This window comes from Methylobrevis pamukkalensis (genome assembly GCF_001720135.1).
GTDB lineage: Bacteria > Pseudomonadota > Alphaproteobacteria > Rhizobiales > Pleomorphomonadaceae > Methylobrevis > Methylobrevis pamukkalensis.
Map to the genome: position 1 here is coordinate 37920 of NZ_MCRJ01000003.1, position 17300 is coordinate 55219.

At 68.6% G+C, this 17300-nt stretch carries 16 protein-coding genes and 1 pseudogene; 7 read left to right on the forward strand and 10 right to left on the reverse strand.

Going from position 1 to position 17300, the window contains the following annotated elements:
• Window positions 1-34: 34 nt before the first annotated feature.
• Together A6302_RS01325 and A6302_RS01330 are read right to left on the reverse strand one after the other, a co-directional pair.
• Window positions 35-3119 (reverse strand): annotated as a pseudogene (locus A6302_RS01325) (efflux RND transporter permease subunit).
• On the reverse strand, window positions 3116-4243 hold the full coding sequence (locus tag A6302_RS01330; RefSeq protein WP_069305529.1) for an efflux RND transporter periplasmic adaptor subunit: 1128 nt from the start codon (window positions 4241-4243) through the stop codon (window positions 3116-3118). Before A6302_RS01330 ends, A6302_RS01325 begins: the two are co-directional and overlap by 4 nt.
• 334 nt (window positions 4244-4577) lie before the next feature.
• On the opposite strand from A6302_RS01330, the gene A6302_RS01335 reads away from it, so the two are divergent.
• The 3 genes from A6302_RS01335 (at window position 4578) to A6302_RS01345 (ending at window position 7321) form a co-directional block, all read left to right on the forward strand.
• Window positions 4578-5237, forward strand: coding sequence for a TetR/AcrR family transcriptional regulator (locus tag A6302_RS01335; protein WP_069305530.1), 660 nt, complete (start codon window positions 4578-4580; stop codon window positions 5235-5237).
• Window positions 5238-5333: 96 nt separating this feature from the next.
• Window positions 5334-6707, forward strand: a complete 1374-nt coding sequence (locus A6302_RS01340) for an L-serine ammonia-lyase (protein ID WP_069305531.1) — start codon at window positions 5334-5336, stop codon at window positions 6705-6707.
• Between the two features lie 125 nt (window positions 6708-6832).
• A complete protein-coding gene (locus A6302_RS01345) occupies window positions 6833-7321 on the forward strand; it encodes a hypothetical protein (RefSeq protein ID WP_069305532.1) in 489 nt (162 codons plus the stop codon).
• Window positions 7322-7370: 49 nt separating this feature from the next.
• On the opposite strand, the gene mtnA is transcribed toward A6302_RS01345, so the two are convergent.
• The 5 genes from mtnA to rirA form a co-directional block, all read right to left on the reverse strand.
• Window positions 7371-8480 (reverse strand): S-methyl-5-thioribose-1-phosphate isomerase, encoded by a 1110-nt coding sequence (gene mtnA, locus A6302_RS01350; protein WP_069305533.1) that lies wholly within the window; start codon window positions 8478-8480, stop codon window positions 7371-7373.
• Between the two features lie 197 nt (window positions 8481-8677).
• A complete protein-coding gene (locus A6302_RS01355; RefSeq protein ID WP_069305534.1) occupies window positions 8678-9145 on the reverse strand; it encodes an RrF2 family transcriptional regulator in 468 nt (155 codons plus the stop codon).
• Between the two features lie 253 nt (window positions 9146-9398).
• Entirely contained in the window at window positions 9399-9884 is a 486-nt protein-coding gene (gene bfr / locus A6302_RS01360) for a bacterioferritin (RefSeq protein WP_069305535.1), read from the reverse strand.
• A gap of 494 nt (window positions 9885-10378) precedes the next feature.
• Window positions 10379-10669: a (2Fe-2S)-binding protein gene (locus tag A6302_RS01365; RefSeq protein WP_069305536.1), complete on the reverse strand. Its 291-nt coding sequence runs from the start codon at window positions 10667-10669 to the stop codon at window positions 10379-10381.
• Window positions 10670-10894: 225 nt separating this feature from the next.
• A complete protein-coding gene (rirA, locus tag A6302_RS01370) occupies window positions 10895-11350 on the reverse strand; it encodes an iron-responsive transcriptional regulator RirA (RefSeq protein WP_069305554.1) in 456 nt (151 codons plus the stop codon).
• 143 nt (window positions 11351-11493) lie between these two features.
• Here rirA and A6302_RS01375 point away from each other — a divergent pair, with 143 nt between their 5' ends.
• Together A6302_RS01375 and A6302_RS01380 are read left to right on the forward strand one after the other, a co-directional pair.
• Window positions 11494-11892 carry a MarR family transcriptional regulator gene (locus A6302_RS01375; protein ID WP_069305537.1) on the forward strand — a complete coding sequence of 133 codons (399 nt, stop codon included), beginning with the start codon at window positions 11494-11496 and terminating at the stop codon, window positions 11890-11892.
• Between the two features lie 82 nt (window positions 11893-11974).
• A complete protein-coding gene (locus A6302_RS01380; RefSeq protein ID WP_245293851.1) occupies window positions 11975-12772 on the forward strand; it encodes a C40 family peptidase in 798 nt (265 codons plus the stop codon).
• Between the two features lie 12 nt (window positions 12773-12784).
• Here A6302_RS01380 and A6302_RS01385 read toward each other — a convergent pair whose 3' ends face one another.
• Complete coding sequence (locus tag A6302_RS01385; RefSeq protein ID WP_069305538.1) at window positions 12785-13726, reverse strand: 2-hydroxyacid dehydrogenase; 942 nt, start codon at window positions 13724-13726, stop codon at window positions 12785-12787.
• Window positions 13727-13794: 68 nt separating this feature from the next.
• Window positions 13795-14958, reverse strand: a complete 1164-nt coding sequence (locus tag A6302_RS01390; protein WP_069305539.1) for a DNA recombination protein RmuC — start codon at window positions 14956-14958, stop codon at window positions 13795-13797.
• A 135-nt stretch (window positions 14959-15093) separates the two neighbouring features.
• Here A6302_RS01390 and A6302_RS01395 point away from each other — a divergent pair, with 135 nt between their 5' ends.
• Entirely contained in the window at window positions 15094-15624 is a 531-nt protein-coding gene (locus A6302_RS01395; protein WP_069305540.1) for a peptide deformylase, read from the forward strand.
• 49 nt (window positions 15625-15673) lie between these two features.
• On the opposite strand, the gene lptM is transcribed toward A6302_RS01395, so the two are convergent.
• A complete protein-coding gene (lptM, locus tag A6302_RS01400; RefSeq protein WP_141703355.1) occupies window positions 15674-15910 on the reverse strand; it encodes an LPS translocon maturation chaperone LptM in 237 nt (78 codons plus the stop codon).
• Between the two features lie 327 nt (window positions 15911-16237).
• On the opposite strand from lptM, the gene yghX reads away from it, so the two are divergent.
• Entirely contained in the window at window positions 16238-17125 is an 888-nt protein-coding gene (yghX, locus tag A6302_RS01405; protein WP_069305542.1) for a YghX family hydrolase, read from the forward strand.
• Window positions 17126-17300 lie beyond the last annotated feature (175 nt).

Below are 17300 nucleotides of genomic sequence, written 5' to 3' on the forward strand. Positions count from 1 at the left end.
GCGAGGGGCAGGGCCGAACCGACCGCCGCCAGGGTCACTCCGCCGGGGCGGGCGCCGGGCCGTGGCCCGGCACCTCGTCGTCCTCGTCCACATGGGCCCGGTCGGGATGACCGAGGAACGAGTAGAACATCGGCACCACGAACAGCGTGAACAGCGTGCCGATCGACATGCCCGTGGCAATCACCAGGCCGATCGAGTAGCGCGCCGCGGCGCCCGCGCCCTCCGCGACGATCAGCGGGAACATGCCGACCACCATCGCCGCCGTGGTCATCAGGATCGGGCGCAGGCGCACCTTTGCCGCCTCGATGATCGCGTCGTGCTTGGAGAGGTGATGCTCCTCGCGCTGCTGGTTGGCGAACTCCACCATCAGGATGCCGTGCTTGGTGATCAGGCCGACGAGGGTGATCAGACCCACCTGCGTGTAGATGTTCAGCGTGCCGAGGCCGATGTTGAGGAAGATCAGCGCACCGAAGATCGACAGCGGCACGCTCATCATGATGATCAGCGGGTCGCGGAAGCTTTCGAACTGCGCCGCCAGCACCAGGTAGATCACGATGACGGCAGCGCCGAAGGCGATCAGCAGCGTGTTGCCGGCCTCGATCTCGAGGCGCGACTGGCCCGCATACTCGACGAAATAGCCCTCCGGCATCACCTCCTGGCCGATCCGCTGCAACTCGGCGAGGCCGTCGCCGGTCGAGACGGTGGGCAGCGGCAGGGCCGAGATGGTGGCCGAGTTCAGCTGGTTGAACTGCTCGACCGCCGGGGCGGAGGGTACCGTCTCGATGGTCACCACCGACGACAGCGGCACCATCGCCCCCGACTGGCTGCGCACGAAGAACTCGCGCAGGTTTTCCGGATTCTGCCGGTACTTCTGCGGCACCTGGGTGATGATGTCGTAGGAGCGCGAGTCGCGGTCGAACTTGGAGATCGAGCCGCCGCCGACCAGAAGGTTCAGCGTCGTGCCGATCTCGCTCACCGCGACGCCGAGCGAGGCGGCGCGGTCGCGGTCGATCAGCACCCGCACCTTCGGCGCCTCGAAGGACACCGAATTCTGGACGATGATGAACTTGCCGGAGGCCTGGGCCTTCTGCTTGATCTCCTCGGCGATCTCGAACACCCGCTCCGGGGCGTTGGTCGACTGCACCACATACTGCACCGGCAGGCCGCCGCCGGAGCCCGGCAGGGTCGGCGGGGCGAAGACGAAGGCGTCGAGGCCCGCGTTCTTCGTGAGCCGGCCCTGGATCTCCTGCATCACCGCGGCCTGGCTGCGCTCGCGCTCGGACCATTCCTTGAGGCCGAAGCCGGCAAAGCCCTGATTGCCGGCATCGGCACCGGTGATGGCAAAGCGCGCCTCGATCTCCGCGATGTCCTCGACGAGCGGACCCTGGATCTGGTCGACATACATCGACGTGTAGTCCGAGGTCGCATATTGCGGCCCGGTGACCACGCCGAACATGAAGCCCTGGTCCTCTTCCGGCGCCAGTTCCGTCGTGGTGTTGACGAACATGAAGCCGGTGGTGGCGAGCAGGGCGACGACCACCAGCAGCGTCACCGGCCGGTAGTCCAGCGATCCCTCGAGCCGCCGGCCGTACCAGTTGGCGAGCTTCTCGAACTTGCCGTCCACATAGCTCTGGAAGCGGCTGCCGCCGTGGGTGAGCAGGCGGCCGGCCATCATCGGCGACAGCGTCACCGCGACGAAGCCGGAGATGATCACCGCGCCGGCCAGCGCCACCGCGAACTCGCGGAACAGCGAGCCGGTCAACCCTTGCGTGAAGGCGATCGGCGCGTAGACCGCGGCCAGCGTGACGGTCATCGCCACCACCGGGCCGAAGATCTCGCGCATGCCGATGATCGCCGCCGGGATCGGCCGCTTGCCCTCCTCGATGTGGCGGTGGATGTTTTCCACCACCACGATCGCGTCGTCGACGACGAGGCCGATCGCCAGCACCATGGCGAGCAATGTCAGCGTGTTCAGCGAATAGCCGAGCGCATAGAGCAGGAAGCAGACGCCGATCAGCGACAGGGGAATGGTCGCGATCGGGATCAGCACCGAGCGGAACGAGCCGAGGAACAGGAGGATGACCACGATGACGATCACCACCGCCTCGCCGATCGTCTTGAACACCTCCTCGATCGACGCGGTGATGAACTTGGTCGAATCATAGACGATCTGGATGTTGGTGCCGCGCGGCATGTCCGCCTGGATCCGCGGCACCGCCTCGGTCACCGCCGCGGCGGTGTCGAGCGGATTGGCGGACGGCGAGGCGAGGATGCCGATGAACACGCCCTCCTTGCCGTTGAAGCGGACCTTGACCTCGTCGGATTCGGCGGCGAGCTCGATGTTGGCGACATCGCGCAGACGCACCACCTCGTCGCCGTTGGAGCGGATCGGCAGGGCGCCGAAGGCCTCGGGCGTCTGCAGCGTCGTCTGGGTCTCGATCGCATAGGCGACGAAGCTGTTCTTGGTCTTGCCCGGCGCCGAGAGGAAGTTCGAGCCGCTGATCGCCGTGAACACGTCGGCCGCGGTCACCTCGCGGGAGGCGAGCCGCGTCGGGTCGATCCAGACCCGCATGGCGAAATCCTGCCCGCCCAGCACCTGCGCCTCGGCGACGCCCGGCACGGTGGCAAAGCGCGGCTGCACCACGCGGGTGATGAACTCGGTCAGCTGCTGCGGCGTCATCACGTCGCTCTGCAGCGACAGGTACATCAGCGCGAACTGCTGGCCGGTGCCCTTCTGGATCACCGGATCCTCGGCATCCTCCGGCAGTTCGCCGCGCACCTGCTGCACCTTGGAGATCACCTCGGTCATCGCCGAATCCGGATCGGTGTTGAGGCGCATGTGCACCTGCACGATCGAGGTCGACGGACGGCTGGTCGAGGTGATGTAGTCGACGCCTCGGAGGAGGCGACGGCTTTCGCCATCGGCGTGGTGATGAAGCCCTGGATCAGGTCGGCGCCGGCGCGGGATAGGTGGTCGTGACGGTGACGACCGTCTCCTCGACCTCCGGATACTGGCGGATCGACATGTTGAAGATGCCCTGCACGCCGAGGAGCAGGATCATCAGGCTGACGACCGTCGAAAGGACCGGTCGCCGGATGAAGATCTCGGAAAAGTTCATGAATCGCTCCCGACGCCCGCGGTCTTCGTCGGGTCGATCGTGTTGTCGATCACGACGAGCGTGCCGTTGGACAGGCGGTTCTGCCCGGCCGTGACCACCTTCTCGCCGGCCTTGAGGCCGGTGACGATCTCGATTTCCGGGCCCGAGCGCCGGCCGGTCTGGACGAAGACCTGCTCGACCGAAAGGCCCGCGTCGCCGCCCTCTTCCTTGGCCGGCTGTTCCTTGATCACGTAGACGTAGGAGCCGTAGAGGCTGGTCGTCACCGCGGTCTGCGGCAGGGCGATCACCTCGTTCTCGACCGGCATCATCACCCGGGCGAAGATGAACTGGCCGGGGCGCAGCTTGCCGTCGGAGTTGTCGAGCCGGGCCTGCACCGAGACGAGGCGCGAGGCCGGGTCGATCTTCGGATCGATGCCGGTGATCTCGCCCTCGTAGGACATCTCGTCGGCAATCAGCCCGAAGCGCACCGTCTGGCCGATGACGATCTCGCCGAGCCGCTGCTCGGGCACGGTGAAGTCGACCTTCATCGTCTCGAGGTCCTGCAGGGTCGCGATCATGGTGCCGGCGCTGACGAACTCGCCGATGTCGATCTTCGGAATGCCGATCGTGCCGCCGAACGGCGCCTCGATGCTCTTCTGGTCAAGGGTCGCCTGCAGGCTCTGGAGCTGCGAGCGCGAGGCGTCGAGCGCCGCCTGGGCGTTTTCCAGATCGGCGGCCGAGCTGATGCCGCGCCGTGTCAGTTCGGCGGCGCGGTCGAGCGCCTGCTGGTCGCGGGTGACGGCGGCCTGGGCGGCAATCAGGTTCGCCTCCTCGATGGCGCTGTCGATCTGCACCAGCAGCTGACCCGCCTCGACGCGGTCGTTGGCCTTGAACTCGATCTGCTTGACGACGCCGCCGGTCTCGGCCGAAACGTCGACGCCCTTGTCGGCCGACACCGTGCCGATGGCGTCGATACCGGGCGTCCAGGTCTCGGCGACGACGTCCACGGACGAGACCGTGACGGTCGGCGCCTGCATGTTCGCAAAGAAATCGTCGATCATCATCGAGCGGAAGAAGTTGAAGCCGACGATGCCGCCGCAAACGATCGCGATCAGAATGATGGCGATAATCAATCTCTTGACCATTACACTCGGCTCCGCCTCGCGTGATCGGTGAACGTTTCGCGGGAATTGCTGTCTATCTGCGGGCAGTCTGCGCCCACATGTGCCGGAATGGCTCGATATACAGTGAAAAATGGCCCGCGCGCAGGGGTGCCCCGCATGGTTCCCCTTGACATGTGAGCCTATTTCTTTACCGTGCAGACGGTTATGTCAACGCCCCTTTTTCAGGGGGTGTGGGTGATCTTACGGATGTTGCTGCTGTGCAACATGACACGCCGACCCCGCCACGGCCGCGGGTCGGAGGCGTCTCCCGGGCCATCCCGGTGGATGCGTGGCAACGAGCGAGGTTGATCGGCCGATGGGAAAGACCAGGGGACGTCCGAGTTCACGCAGCCGCATCGTCACGGCGGCGGAAGACCTCGTCCGCTGCGAGGGCGCGGCCCGGCTGTCGCTCGACGCCGTCGCCGAGCGCGCCGAGATCTCCAAGGGCGGCCTGCTCTACAATTTTCCGACCAAGTGCGAACTGCTCCGGGCGATGATCGGCGAATACGTCCAGCGCATGACGCAGGAATGCGCCGATGCCCGTGCGCGGATCGGCGAGGCCGGCCCCAATGCCCATGCCCGCGCCCATGTGGCCGCGTCCGATGCGATCTGCCAGAAGGAAGGGCCGCCGCCGGCGGGCCTGCTCGCGGTGATCGCCGAGCAGCCGGAACTTCTCGATCCGCTGCGGGACTATTACCGCGGCCTGTTCGAGAAGATTGCCGGCGATCGCGATCCCGACCTGTCGCTGATCGCCTTCCTCGCCGTGGAGGGCATGTGCTCGCTGGAACTGTTCGACACCTATCCGCTGCGCCCGAGCAGCGGCAGCGGATCACCGCCATGCTGGAGGCGATGCTGGCGCGCACGCCGCTCGCCACCGCGTGACACCCCGGCATCCGCATCATTCCAGCCGCTTTTGGCGCCGCGCTTGCCCCGCCGTCGGAATTCGACAAGGATCGCGTCGGCTGGATGCAGGTAGACTTGGCCGGGTTCGGACTTCTCTCTGCAAGAGGGTCGTCCGGCCGGATCGGCGCCCGCCCGGCGCCGCGGCGGCGTCCGCAACAGGGAGCGGCCGGTGATCAGCGTCTTCGAGTTGTTCAAGATCGGCATCGGCCCGTCGTCGTCGCACACGGTCGGCCCGATGAAGGCCGCCCATGCCTTCGTCGTGCATCTGGCCGACGCCGGGGTGATGGGCGAGGTCGCCTCCGTCCGCGTCGACCTGTTCGGCTCGCTCGCCTGGACCGGGCGCGGCCATGCCACGGACAAGGCGGTGATCCTCGGACTTGCCGGCGAACTGCCCGAGACGGTCGATCCGGACCGGGCCGACGCCATCGTTGCCGAGATCGCGTCGCGCGGCCGGCTGCGGCTCGGCAACGGGCCGGGCGTGCCCTTCGTCGAAGGCACCCACCTCGTCTTCGACGGGGTGACCGAGTGCCTGAAGCATCCCAACACGCTGGCCTTCACCGCGTTCGATGCCGCCGGCAACACGCTGCTCGGCGAGCGCTGGTGCTCCGTCGGCGGCGGCTTCGTCGTGCCCGAGGACGAGGTCGGCGCGCCGCCGCCCGCCAGCGCGGTGGCAGTCCCCTATGATTTCCGCTCCGGCCGGCAACTGCTGGAGTTCGGCGAGGCGAGCGGCCTCTCGATCGCCGCGATGGTCATGGCCAACGAACTGGCCCTGCGGCCGGCCGACGAGATCGAGACCCATCTCGCCCGGGTGATCGACACCATGATGCTGTGCGTCGACCGCGGCCTCGCGGCCGAGGGCGAACTGCCGGGCGGGCTGTCGGTCAAGCGCCGGGCCCGGCGGATCCACGAGAAGGTCGAGGCCGGACGCGGGCGCAACCTCAAGCGCGCCCACGAGCCGATGGACTATGTCTCGGTGTTCGCCATCGCCGTCAACGAGGAGAATGCCGCCGGCGGCCGGGTCGTCACCGCGCCCACCAACGGCGCGGCCGGCGTGGTGCCGGCGGTGCTGCGCTACTACCGCGACTTCTGCGAAGGCGCCGATGCGGCCGGCCTGCGCACCTTCCTGCTGACGGCGACCGCCATCGGCGGTCTGTTCAAGATGAACGCCTCGATCTCCGGCGCCGAGGTCGGCTGCCAGGGCGAGGTCGGGGTGGCCTGTTCCATGGCGGCGGCGGGTCTCGCTGCGGCGCTCGGCGGCAGCAACGCCCAGATCGAGAATGCCGCCGAGATCGGCATGGAGCATCACCTCGGCATGACCTGCGACCCGGTCGGCGGCCTCGTCCAGATCCCCTGCATCGAGCGCAATGCCTTCGGCGGCATCAAGGCGATCAACGCCGCCTCGCTCGCCCTGCACGGCGACGGCCAGCACATCGTCTCGCTCGACAAGGTGATCGCCACCATGCGCCAGACCGGCCTCGACATGCAGTCGAAATACAAGGAGACCTCGCTCGGCGGTCTCGCGGTCAACCTCGTGGAGTGCTGAACAGGCTTTGGGGCTGCCCTTTGCCGTCGCGGATCGGGCGATTGTTTCCTCTCGGGAACAAAGAGTCGTCAGATGTGCGATTCAGGCGTAGATTTTCCGTCTTCCCATGGCGGAGGGTCAGGCTCATGTTCTTCAGCAGCGCCGCATTCACCACCCTGCACGTCCTCATCAGTCTCGCTGCCATCGTCGCCGGCCTCGTCGTGCTGGCCGATCTTCTCGCCGGCCGGCATCGCCGCCGCCTCGTGGCAAGCTTCCTCGGCCTGACGGTGCTGACCAGCCTCACCGGTTTCCTGTTTCCCATCAGCGTGTTCACGCCGGCCCTCGGCTTCGGCGTGATCTCGATGGTGCTGCTGGCGCTCGCCTGCTACGCGCTCTATGTCCGGCGGCTCTCCGGCCGCTGGCGGGTAATCTACGTCGCGACCGCACTGTCAGCGCTCTACCTCAACGTCTTCGTGCTGGTGGTGCAGGCCTTCCAGAAACTGCCGGCGCTGAACGCGCTGGCGCCCACCGGCGCCGAGCCGCCCTTCGCCGTGGCGCAGGGCCTGGTGCTGGCCGGCTTCGTGGTGTCGGGCTGGCTGGCGCTGCGCCGGTTCCGGCCGGGCGTCGTTGCCTGACGGGATCCGGTGAAGCCTGAACCGAAAGATTGTGACCGGCGGGCTGCCCTCAGGCGCCGGCCTCGCGCCGGGCCGCGCCGAACGTTTCCTCGATCGCCTCGCGGCTGGCGCGGATCACGCCGCGCTCGGTGATCAGGCCGGTCACCAGCCGGGCCGGCGTGACGTCGAAGGCATAGTTGGCGGCCGGCGAGCCCTCCGGCACGATCGTCACCGTCTCGATCCGTCCGCTGGCGGTGCGGCCGGTGATCCGGGTCACCTCCTCCGGCGCGCGCTGCTCGATCGGGATCTCGGCGAGACCGTCGGCAATGGTGAAGTCGATGGTCGGCGAGGGCAGGGCGACATAGAAGGGCACGCCGTTGTCCTGCGCGGCCAGCGCCTTCAGATAGGTGCCGATCTTGTTGCAGACGTCGCCGCTGGCCGTGGTGCGGTCGGTGCCGACGATCACCATGTCGACCAGCCCGTGCTGCATCAGGTGGCCGCCGGTGTTGTCGGGGATCACCGTGTGCGGCACGCCGTGCCGGCCGAGTTCCCAGGCGGTGAGGGCGGCGCCCTGGTTGCGCGGCCGGGTCTCGTCGACCCAGACGTGGACGTTGAGCCCGGCGTCGTGGGCCATGTAGATCGGCGCGGTGGCGGTGCCCCAGTCGACGGTGGCGAGCCACCCGGCGTTGCAGTGGGTGAGGATGTTGACCGGCGCGCCGTCGGCCTTGGCGGCGGCGATCTCCGCGATCAGCGCCAGGCCGTTGCGGCCGATCGCCCGGTTGATCTCGACATCCTCGTCGCAGAGCGCCGCGGCGCGCGCATAGGCGGCGGTCGTCCGGTCGCGCAGGCTGTGGCGGCGCAGGGTGAGCATCATCTCGCCCAGCGCCCAGCGCAGGTTGACCGCGGTCGGCCGGGTGGACAGCAGCAGTTCGTGGCAGTCGGTCAGCCAGGGCTCGGCCGGGTCGGCATAGGCGGCAAGGCACATGCCGTAGGCGGCCGTGGCGCCGATCAGCGGCGCCCCGCGCACCTGCATGTCGCGGATCGCCCGGGCGGCATCCTCGACGGTCTCCAGCCGCACCGTCTCGAAGCGGTGCGGAAACCGGGTCTGGTCGATGATCCGCACGGCCCAGCCGTCCGGTTCGAGCCAGATCGTGCGGGTGGGAACGCCATCGACCTTCATGGGGCTTCCTTCGCCTGTCGTTGCGCGCCCGGCGCCATGCCGGTCCGCGCGCCGATCTTGTCCAAATGGGTCTCGGACCCCAAGGGGTATCGGGGACGGGAGACGCGATCAACCGCCTTGCGTCCGGCGGCGGCAGTGCCGGTGACGGTATGACGAGACGGTACGATAGGAAGATCGCATGACAGGCCGATGGCCGCTCACGCCTTGGCGGCCAGCGCCTCGAGGCCGGGACCGTCGAGGTCCAGCAGCCGGTCGCTGCGCACCAGATCGGCGAGGGTGACGCCTTCCATCGACAGCAGCGTCGCTGCGTAGATGTCGCCGAACACCTTGCGGATCGCGCAGGCCGGCTCGTCGGCGCAGTCGGGGCAGGGGCGGTAGGCGGTCTTCGACAGGCAGGGCAGCGGCGCGATCGGCCCGTCGATCATCCTGAGCACCTGGCCGAGGGACACCTCGGCCGGATCCTTGATCAGGATGTAGCCGCCGTTGCGGCCGCGCCGGCTGGCGATCAGGCCGCTGTGCTTCAGGTTCAGGAGGATGTGTTCGAGGAACTTGCGCGGAATGCCGGTGCGTCCGGCGATGTCCTCGACCTGGGCGGGTTCGCGGCCATCCGCCTTGCAGAGATACAGCAGCGCCTTGAACGCGTATTTCGCCTTCTGGGTGATCACACCGGCCCGTCCCGCAGTGTCTGGTCCGGCACTCCGGCTGGCGTGCCCGCGCTGGCCGTGCGCGCCGCGGGGCGTTCGGGACCGGCTGCGGGAACCGCCATGGGCCGCGCCGACACGCGCGCGGTGCTTACGGAGTGCATCCGCTCTATGTGCGTCCAAAGCCGCGCAAAGGCAATGCCATCCGCCGATTTCGCCGCATCCGGCAACGGGATGCGGCGAAATCCGATCATGCGGCCGGATCAGTTTGCCCGGATCACTCGGCTTCGTCGGCCGAGACGGCGTTGAGCAGGCCGTAGCGTTCCACGCCGAGCTTCTCGAGCAGGCCGAGCTGGGTCTCGAGGAAGTCGATGTGGCCTTCCTCGTCCGCCAGGAGTCCCTCGAACAGCGCCATCGTCACGAAGTCGCCCTCCTCGCGGCAGATCTCGCGCGACTTGGAATAGGACGCGCGGGCGTCATACTCGCCGGCCAGATCGCACTCGAGGATCTCCTTGATGTTCTGGCCGATGCGCAGCGGCGACAGGGTCTGCAGGTTGGGATGCCCGTCGAGGAAGATGATGCGCGCGATGATCTTGTCGGCGTGCTGCATCTCCTCGATCGACTCGGCGCGCTCCTTCTTGGCGAGCTTCAGGAAGCCCCAGTCCTCGAGAAGCCGGTAGTGGAGCCAGTACTGGTTGACCGCGCCGAGTTCGAGGAACAGGGCCTCGTTGAGGCGGGCGATGACGTTTTCCGAGCCTTTCATGGCATTCTCCGCAAGTCTGGTTGCCAGATTTCATGTCTTTGGCCGCACGCCGGGCAAACCGCGCCGGCGGCGGATGATGTCGTCCCTCCGCAGGCCTCCGGACGGAGCTGCGTCTGGATCGGGGGAAATGGGTGGCCGTACCCCCGGCCGGAGCCGGTCACGACGGCTCGCACTCCTGATCTAGCCCACTCCGGAACGATCCGAAAGAGGTGTTTCTGGAGTGATTCTAAGTTGGGGCGACGCACGGCGACGCCGGTCCGTGCCTGGTCGGCACGAACCCGGACGCGAATGGGCCGGAATCAGGCGAAATGCGAGGGAGGATGACCGGGGGAGCCGCCTTGCACGTCTGCCCGGCAGGGGCAGGAGGTCGCGCGTGGCCGCGAAAAAAATCGCACGGCGCAAACGACCAAATCCCCGCGGCCCTCCCGATCCGGACGGCGACGGGGTTCAGATCACGGGGCGGCACGACCGTCACAGGGCCCGTTGCACCGGTCTCAGCCGATGCGGCGGGCCCGGGCGGGAACCGGCTGCGCCACTTCGTGCGGCACGCCCTGCGGATGCTCGCGACGATGGCGGGCAAGATCGTCCCGCTCGCGGCAGAAGTCGACGTAGCGGTTGATCACGGCGATCGCATTGGGGAAGCAGCCGCAGCAGCGGCCGCGCTTGCCCATCGTCATGTAGACGAGGCCGGGCGTCAGCATGCGCAACGGATCTTCGGCGAGCAGCTCGTCGACCGTGCGCTCCAGATCGTCGCGGGAGATGACATTGCAGTGACAGACGATCATGCGCGCGCACCCGAACGGATCGGGGCGAGGGCGGCGACAGGACCGGCAGCGCGGCCGTCGCGGGCACGTGAGAGGGCGGCGGGCCGCCCGAAGCCAGGTTTCATCATCACAACTCTCCGTCTTCCGGAGGTCAAGGCTCCGGCGAGGGAATGCTGAATGTTATGCGCAACAATAAGCCGAGGTCAAGTCATCCTCGCGCGACCCTGCCGCGTCGGGCGGCTGCGGTCAGTTGACCGCGACCGCCTGCATCGGCAGATCCAGCAGGAAGCGGATGTCCGGCCGGGCCTCCGACAGGTCGGCGATCGTCTTGGTGTCGAGCACCGCAAGGAAGGCCGCCAGCGCCTGATGCAGGATCTGGTTGTAGTCGCAGGCCGAGATCAGCGGACAGTCCTGCTTGGACTCGTCGAAACAGTCGGTGAGGGTGAAATTCTCTTCGGTCACCCGCACCACCTGCCCGACGGTGATGTCCTGCGGCGGCTTGGCCAGCAGCACGCCGCCCTTGCGACCGCGGATCGTCTCCACGAAACCGCCGTCGACCAGAACCTTCAGGATCTTGAACAGATGAAGTTCGGAGATGCCGAAGGTCGACGCGATGTCGCCCACCTTCGACGGCCGCCCATCGGAGGCCGCGCAGTAGATGAGAAGGCGGATGGCGTAGTTGGTCTGCTGGGTAAGGCGCATGGCCGGAATATGGGGGGCGCGCAGGAAACCGTCAATCGGCAACATCACGCAGATCGATCACGAATCGGGAAGAAATTCCCGGTTCGTCGCGGGCGGCATCACGGTTGGAAAAACAATAACGGCTCCGAAACGAAGATGCGGTTATGCTCGGCGTCCGGTCGCGGAGGTCCGCCGGCCGCAGGAGGAGGAGCCGCAGGGTGGAGATGCGTCCCAGCCAGGCGCTGAAGTTGTGGCACGACGTGACGCTCGATCTCGTGCGTGACGACGTGACCGACCTCACCGCGCGCCAGACGGCGATCCTCCTGACCATCTATCTGGAGCCGCCGCCCCATACGGTGCGCGGCCTTGCGGCCAAGCTGGCCGTGACCAAGCCGGCGATCACCCGGGCGCTTGACACCATGGGCCGCGCCGGGCTCGTCTCGCGTCGGCGCGACGAGAGCGACCGGCGCAATGTCGTCGTCCAGCGCACGGTCGCGGGCGCACTGTTCGTGGAACAGCTCGGCGATCTCGTGGTCGCCCGGGGCAGGGAGTTGCCGAGATGACCAAGTTCGATCGACGGATCACCCCGCGCGCGCCGATCTCGCCGCCGAAAAACTGCGCGGCCTCGTCGAGGCGCCCCGCTACGTGGAGGGCACGGCGCGGCGGATCGTGGCGCCGGTCGTCGACCTGCGGCCCGAGCCGCGCTCCGACAAGGGCATCGACACCCAGATGGTGCGCGGCGAGCCCTTCACCGTCTACGACGTCAACGCCGAAGGCTGGGCCTGGGGACAGGCGGAGATCGACGGCTACGTCGGCTGGCTGCCCGCCGAGGCGCTCGGCCCGGCCGATCCGGCCCCGACCCACCGGGTCGCGGTCGCCAGCACCTTCGTCTATCCCGGCCCCGACATGAAGCTGCCGCGCGGCGACCTGCTGCCGCTCGGCGCCGCGCTCGCCGTGATCGGCACCCGCCGCGTCCGCGATCTCGACTACGGCATTCTCCCCGACGGCGGGGCTGTGGTGCTGACCCATCTGGAGACCGTCGGCGCGCCGCCGCAGCCCGATTTCGTCGCCGTGGCGACGGGGCTCGCCGGCACGCCCTATCTCTGGGGCGGGCGCACCGCCTTCGGTCTCGACTGTTCCGGCCTCGTGCAGTTGGCGCTGGCGCGGGCCGGCGTGCCCGCGCCGCGCGACAGCGACATGCAGGCGTCCGGCCTCGGCGAGGCGGTCGAGCCCGGCGATCTTGCCGCGCTGCGCCGCGGCGATCTGCTGCACTGGAAGGGCCATATCGCCATTGCCGAGGGCAACGGCCGCATGGTCCACGCCAACGGCCACCACATGCTCACCGTCAGCGAGCCGCTGCAGGCCGGCGTCGCGCGCATCGCCGCCGCCGGCGTACCGCTCGCGGGCGTGCGCCGGATCCCCGGCGCCCCCATCGGGCAATGAGCGGGTGAGGCGTCAGTAGCCTCGGCTGCGGTCCACGACATTCTGCAACGGCTCGCCGCGCTCGAAGCCGGCGATCTGGCTGGCGACATAGCGGCCGATCGCCATCGGGTCGCTTTCGGCGGCCACATGCGGGGTGATCACCAGCCGGTCGTCGGCCCACAGCGGGCTGTCGGCCGGCAGCGGTTCGGTCTGGAACACGTCGAGGCTGCCGCCGACGAGAGTGCCCGCCTGCAGGGCCGCGAGAATGTCCGTCTCCACCTGCAGTCCGCCGCGCCCGGCGTTGATCAGCACCGGTCCGCCGAGGCGTCCGCCCTGCGCGAGCTTGGCAAGCAGCGCGCCGTCGAGGAGGCCGCGCGTGTCCGGCGTCAGCGGCAGCAGCACGACGAGGATGTCGGTGCGGGCAAGGAACAGGTCGAGGCCGGCCTCGCCGTGGAAGGCCGGAAAGTCGAGCTCGCCCTTGACCGTCCGGCTCCAGCCGGCGACGTCGAAGCCCAGCGCCATCAGCGCCTTCGCCGCATCGAGGCCGAGCACGCCGAGGCCCATCACGCCCACCCGGATCTCGCGGGCGGCGGGCTGCGACAGGTCGCGCCAGACCCGGTCGCGCTGCTGGCGGTCGTAGAGGCGCTGGCGGCGGTGATGCATCAGCACCTGCAGCACCACCCATTCGGTCATCCGGCCGGTGAGATCCGGATCGACCACGCGCACGACGGGCGCCCCGGGCAACGTCGGGTCGCCCATCAGATGGTCGACGCCGGCGCCGAGCGAGAAGATCGCCTGAAGGTTCGGCAGGTCGGCGAGCAGGCCCGGCTGGGGCTTCCAGACGAGGGCGTAACGGATCGTCGCCGGGTCGCAGGCTTCGCCGGCCACCACGACGGGCAGGTCGGGCGCGGCGGCGGCAAGCGCGTCGCGCCAGGTCTCGATGGTGACGCCGCGAAGGGCGAGGAGCATCGTCATGCCGGGGGTCTCGCAGGCTGGATGTGGGGAATCGCCCGGCGATGCGGGCAGGTCATGGCGATGTGATATCAGCCCGCCGCGCGCGCGGAAACCGGCTGGCCGCGATCCTGGCTGCGGTCGGGGCCACGATCCTGTCCCTGATCCCGGCCGGCATCCTCGAAGCCGAGCGCGTCGATCCGCCCGCCGCGGCGGGAAATCTTCTCCGACGAGATCAGGATCTGGTCGAGATCGCCGGTCGCCTGCCCGAAATGCTTCTGCAGGTTGAGGCAGCGCTCGCGCAGGCGGCCGACGTCGTCCAAGAGATGGCTGACCTCGGTGCGGATCAGGTGGGCCTGCTCCTTCATCCGCGTGTCGCGCAGCACCGACTGCACCACCTGGATCGACAGCATCAGCAGCGAGGGCGAGACGATCAGCACCCTGAGCCGCGTCGCCTTGTCGACGACGTCGGCAAAATGCTCGTGGATGTCGGCGAAGATCGCTTCCGAGGGCACGAACAGGAAGGCGGTGTCGAAGGTCTCGCCGGGGATGAAATAGCGCTGGCGGATGTCGCCCACATGCTTGGCAAGGTCGCGCCTGGCCTGGATGCCGGCGGTGTGCCGGCTTTCCTCGTCGCGGGCCGCCCGCCGCCGCTCGAAGGCCTCCAGCGGAAACTTGGCGTCGACCGCCAGCGCCGGGGCGCCGCCGGGCAGGAACACGAGACAGTCGGGCCGGGTGCCGTTGGACAGCGTTGCCTGGAAGCTGTAGCCGCCGAGCGGCAGCGCGTCGGCGACGATCGCCTCCATCCGCCCCTGGCCGAAGGCGCCGCGCAGCTGCTTGTCGGCGAGAATGCCCTGCAGTTCCATCACCTCGCCGGCGAGATCGGCCATCACCGTCTGCGCCCGGTCGATCACCGCCATCCGCTCGTGGAGGCGCGACAGCTGCTCGCCGGTCGCCCGGGTCGTCTCGGCCATGTTGCCGCCGACCTTGTGGGCGAGCCCGTCGATCCGCTCGCCGAGCGCACGGGCAAGGTCGCCCTGCCGGGTGGAGAAGATCTCGGCCATGGTCTGCATCCGGCCGGTCATCTCGCTCTGGAGCCGCATCAGCTCGCCGATCCGCGCCTCGCTGTCGGCCAGCGCCCGGCCGCGTCCTGCGCGGCCGAGGCCATAGACGAGGATCAGCAGGCCGAGGCCGAGGGCCGCGGCGAGAAGAAGCTCCGGATCGGCGGCGCGGAATCGGGCGAGAAGGTCGGACATCGCCGAGATCTAGCATGACCGCCGCGCGGCCGGAACATAAAAAGAACGGCAGGCGCGCGCAATGACGGTGGAGCGCCGGTTTCCGCGGCGCGGCCACCAGTTGACCGGAACCGGGCGATCCCATATTTGAGCGCAATGACCATACGCCCGCTCGTCATCCTGCCCGATCCGCTGCTGCGCAAGCCCTGCGACCCCGTTGCCGTCGTCGACGACGAGGTGCGGGCGCTTGCCGACGACATGCTCGACACCATGTATGATGCGCCCGGCATCGGCCTTGCCGCCTGCCAGATCGGCGTGATGCGCCGGGTGGTCGTGCTCGACGTCGCCCGCGAGGAGGACGAGCCGGCGCCGATGGTGCTGGTCAATCCGCAGATCGTGTGGTCGTCGGAAGAGACGAGTGTCTACCAGGAGGGCTGCCTGTCGATCCCCGATTTCTTCGAGGATGTGGAGCGCCCGGCCGCGGTGCGCGTCACCTTCCTCGATCGCAACGGCGAGCCCCGCGAGATCGAGGCCGACGGCCTGCTCTCGACCTGCATCCAGCACGAGATCGATCACCTCAACGGCGTGCTGTTCATCGACCACATTTCCAAGCTGAAGCGTGACCGGGTGACCCGCAAGTTCGCCAAGGCGGCGAAGGAAGCCCAGCGCCAGTCCGACGACGCCTGATCCTCGTCGCGGCTCTGACGCAGGCCCGCCGCGGGCCCGGCATCCATCCTTACAACAGCGGGTCCAGCACGAAGGGCTTGTCCGGCGCCTTCTCGTCCGGCGCGTCGTCCGGTGCGCTGCGCCCGAGCGGCGCGGTGATCAGCGACGGCGTTTCCAGCTGGCGTTCCTCGCTGCCCGGCGGCTGCAGGGCGCCACGCCGGCCGCATCCGGCAACAAGCAGGGCTGCTGCCAGCGGCAGCAGGATCAGCGCCCGCAGGGCGCGCGAGGAGGGGCGGGTCGCGGTCATCGCCATGTCGATCCTGACTGTCCTGCGGGAACCCGCCCTGCCGTGACGGCAGGAGCGGAGGAAGGCTCTGCCGCTCCATAGCACAGGCCCCGGGCTTTGGGGATAGCGCTGTGCGGGCCGCGAGGCGGCGAGGGATCGTCCGCATCACCGATTGTTGATGGCCGGCAAGCCGTTGTCCGTCAAGGGGTTGGCCGGGTGCCGGGCTCTCCCGGCCCCCTTCGTCTTGCCGGTGATGCACCGCTGTTGTCTCCTTGGCCCGAAGTTCGCGGGTCCATCCGCCCGTTGTCCCGGGTGCGGAGGATCGCGCGGACGGCCAGGGAGGACATCATGACCCGCATGAAGGCGAGCGACTTTCCGCAGGAGCTGCTCGAGATCTACGACGGCTATGCCCATGGCCTGATCTCCAAGCGCGAATTCCTGGAGCGGGCCGGCAAGTTCGCCGTCGGCGGCGTCACCGCGCTCGCCCTGCTCGACATGCTGAAGCCGACCTATGCGCTGGCGATGCAGGTCGCGCCCGACGATCCGCGCATCGTTTCCGAGCGGATCACCTATCCCTCGCCGGAGGGCCACGGCACGATCAATGCCCTGCTGGTGCGGCCGGCGGATGCCGCCGGCAAGCTGCCCGGCGTGGTGGTCATCCACGAGAACCGCGGCCTCAACCCCTATATCGAGGATGTCGCGCGCCGCACGGCGGTCGCCGGCTTCGTGGCGCTCGCGCCCGACGGCCTGACGCCGGCCGGCGGCTATCCCGGCAACGACGACGCCGGCCGCGAGATGCAGGCCAAGCTCGATCCGGCCAAACTGATGGAGGATTTCTTCGCCGCCTACGAATTCCTCGACGCCCATGAGGCGACGACGGACAGGATCGGCTGCGTCGGCTTCTGCTACGGCGGCGGCGTGTGCAACGCGCTCGCCGTGGCCTATCCGAAGCTCGCCGCGAGCGTGCCCTTCTACGGACGCCAGGCGCCGGTGGCCGAGGTGCCGAAGATCGAGGCGCCGCTGCTCCTCCACTATGCCGGGCTCGACACCCGGATCAACGAGGGCTGGCCGCCCTATGAGGAAGCGCTGAAGGCCGCGGGCAAGACCTACACCGCCCACATCTACGAGGGCGTCAACCACGGCTTCCACAACGACACGACCCCGCGCTACGACGAGGCGGCGGCAACGCTGGCCTGGGAGCGCACCATCGCCTTCTTCAAGGAAAAGCTGGGCTGAGGAGAGGTCTCGTCCCGGCGGGGAGAGGGGACGAAGAAGGGCAGGGCGCCGTCCGCGCGACCTCTCGCCGAAACGGAAGGCCGTCTTGCGAAAGCCGTTCCAATCCGGCGTCCCCTCGCCCCATCGGGGGTGAGACCGAAGGTCGAACGCCGAGGGGCACGCGACCCGAGGCCGG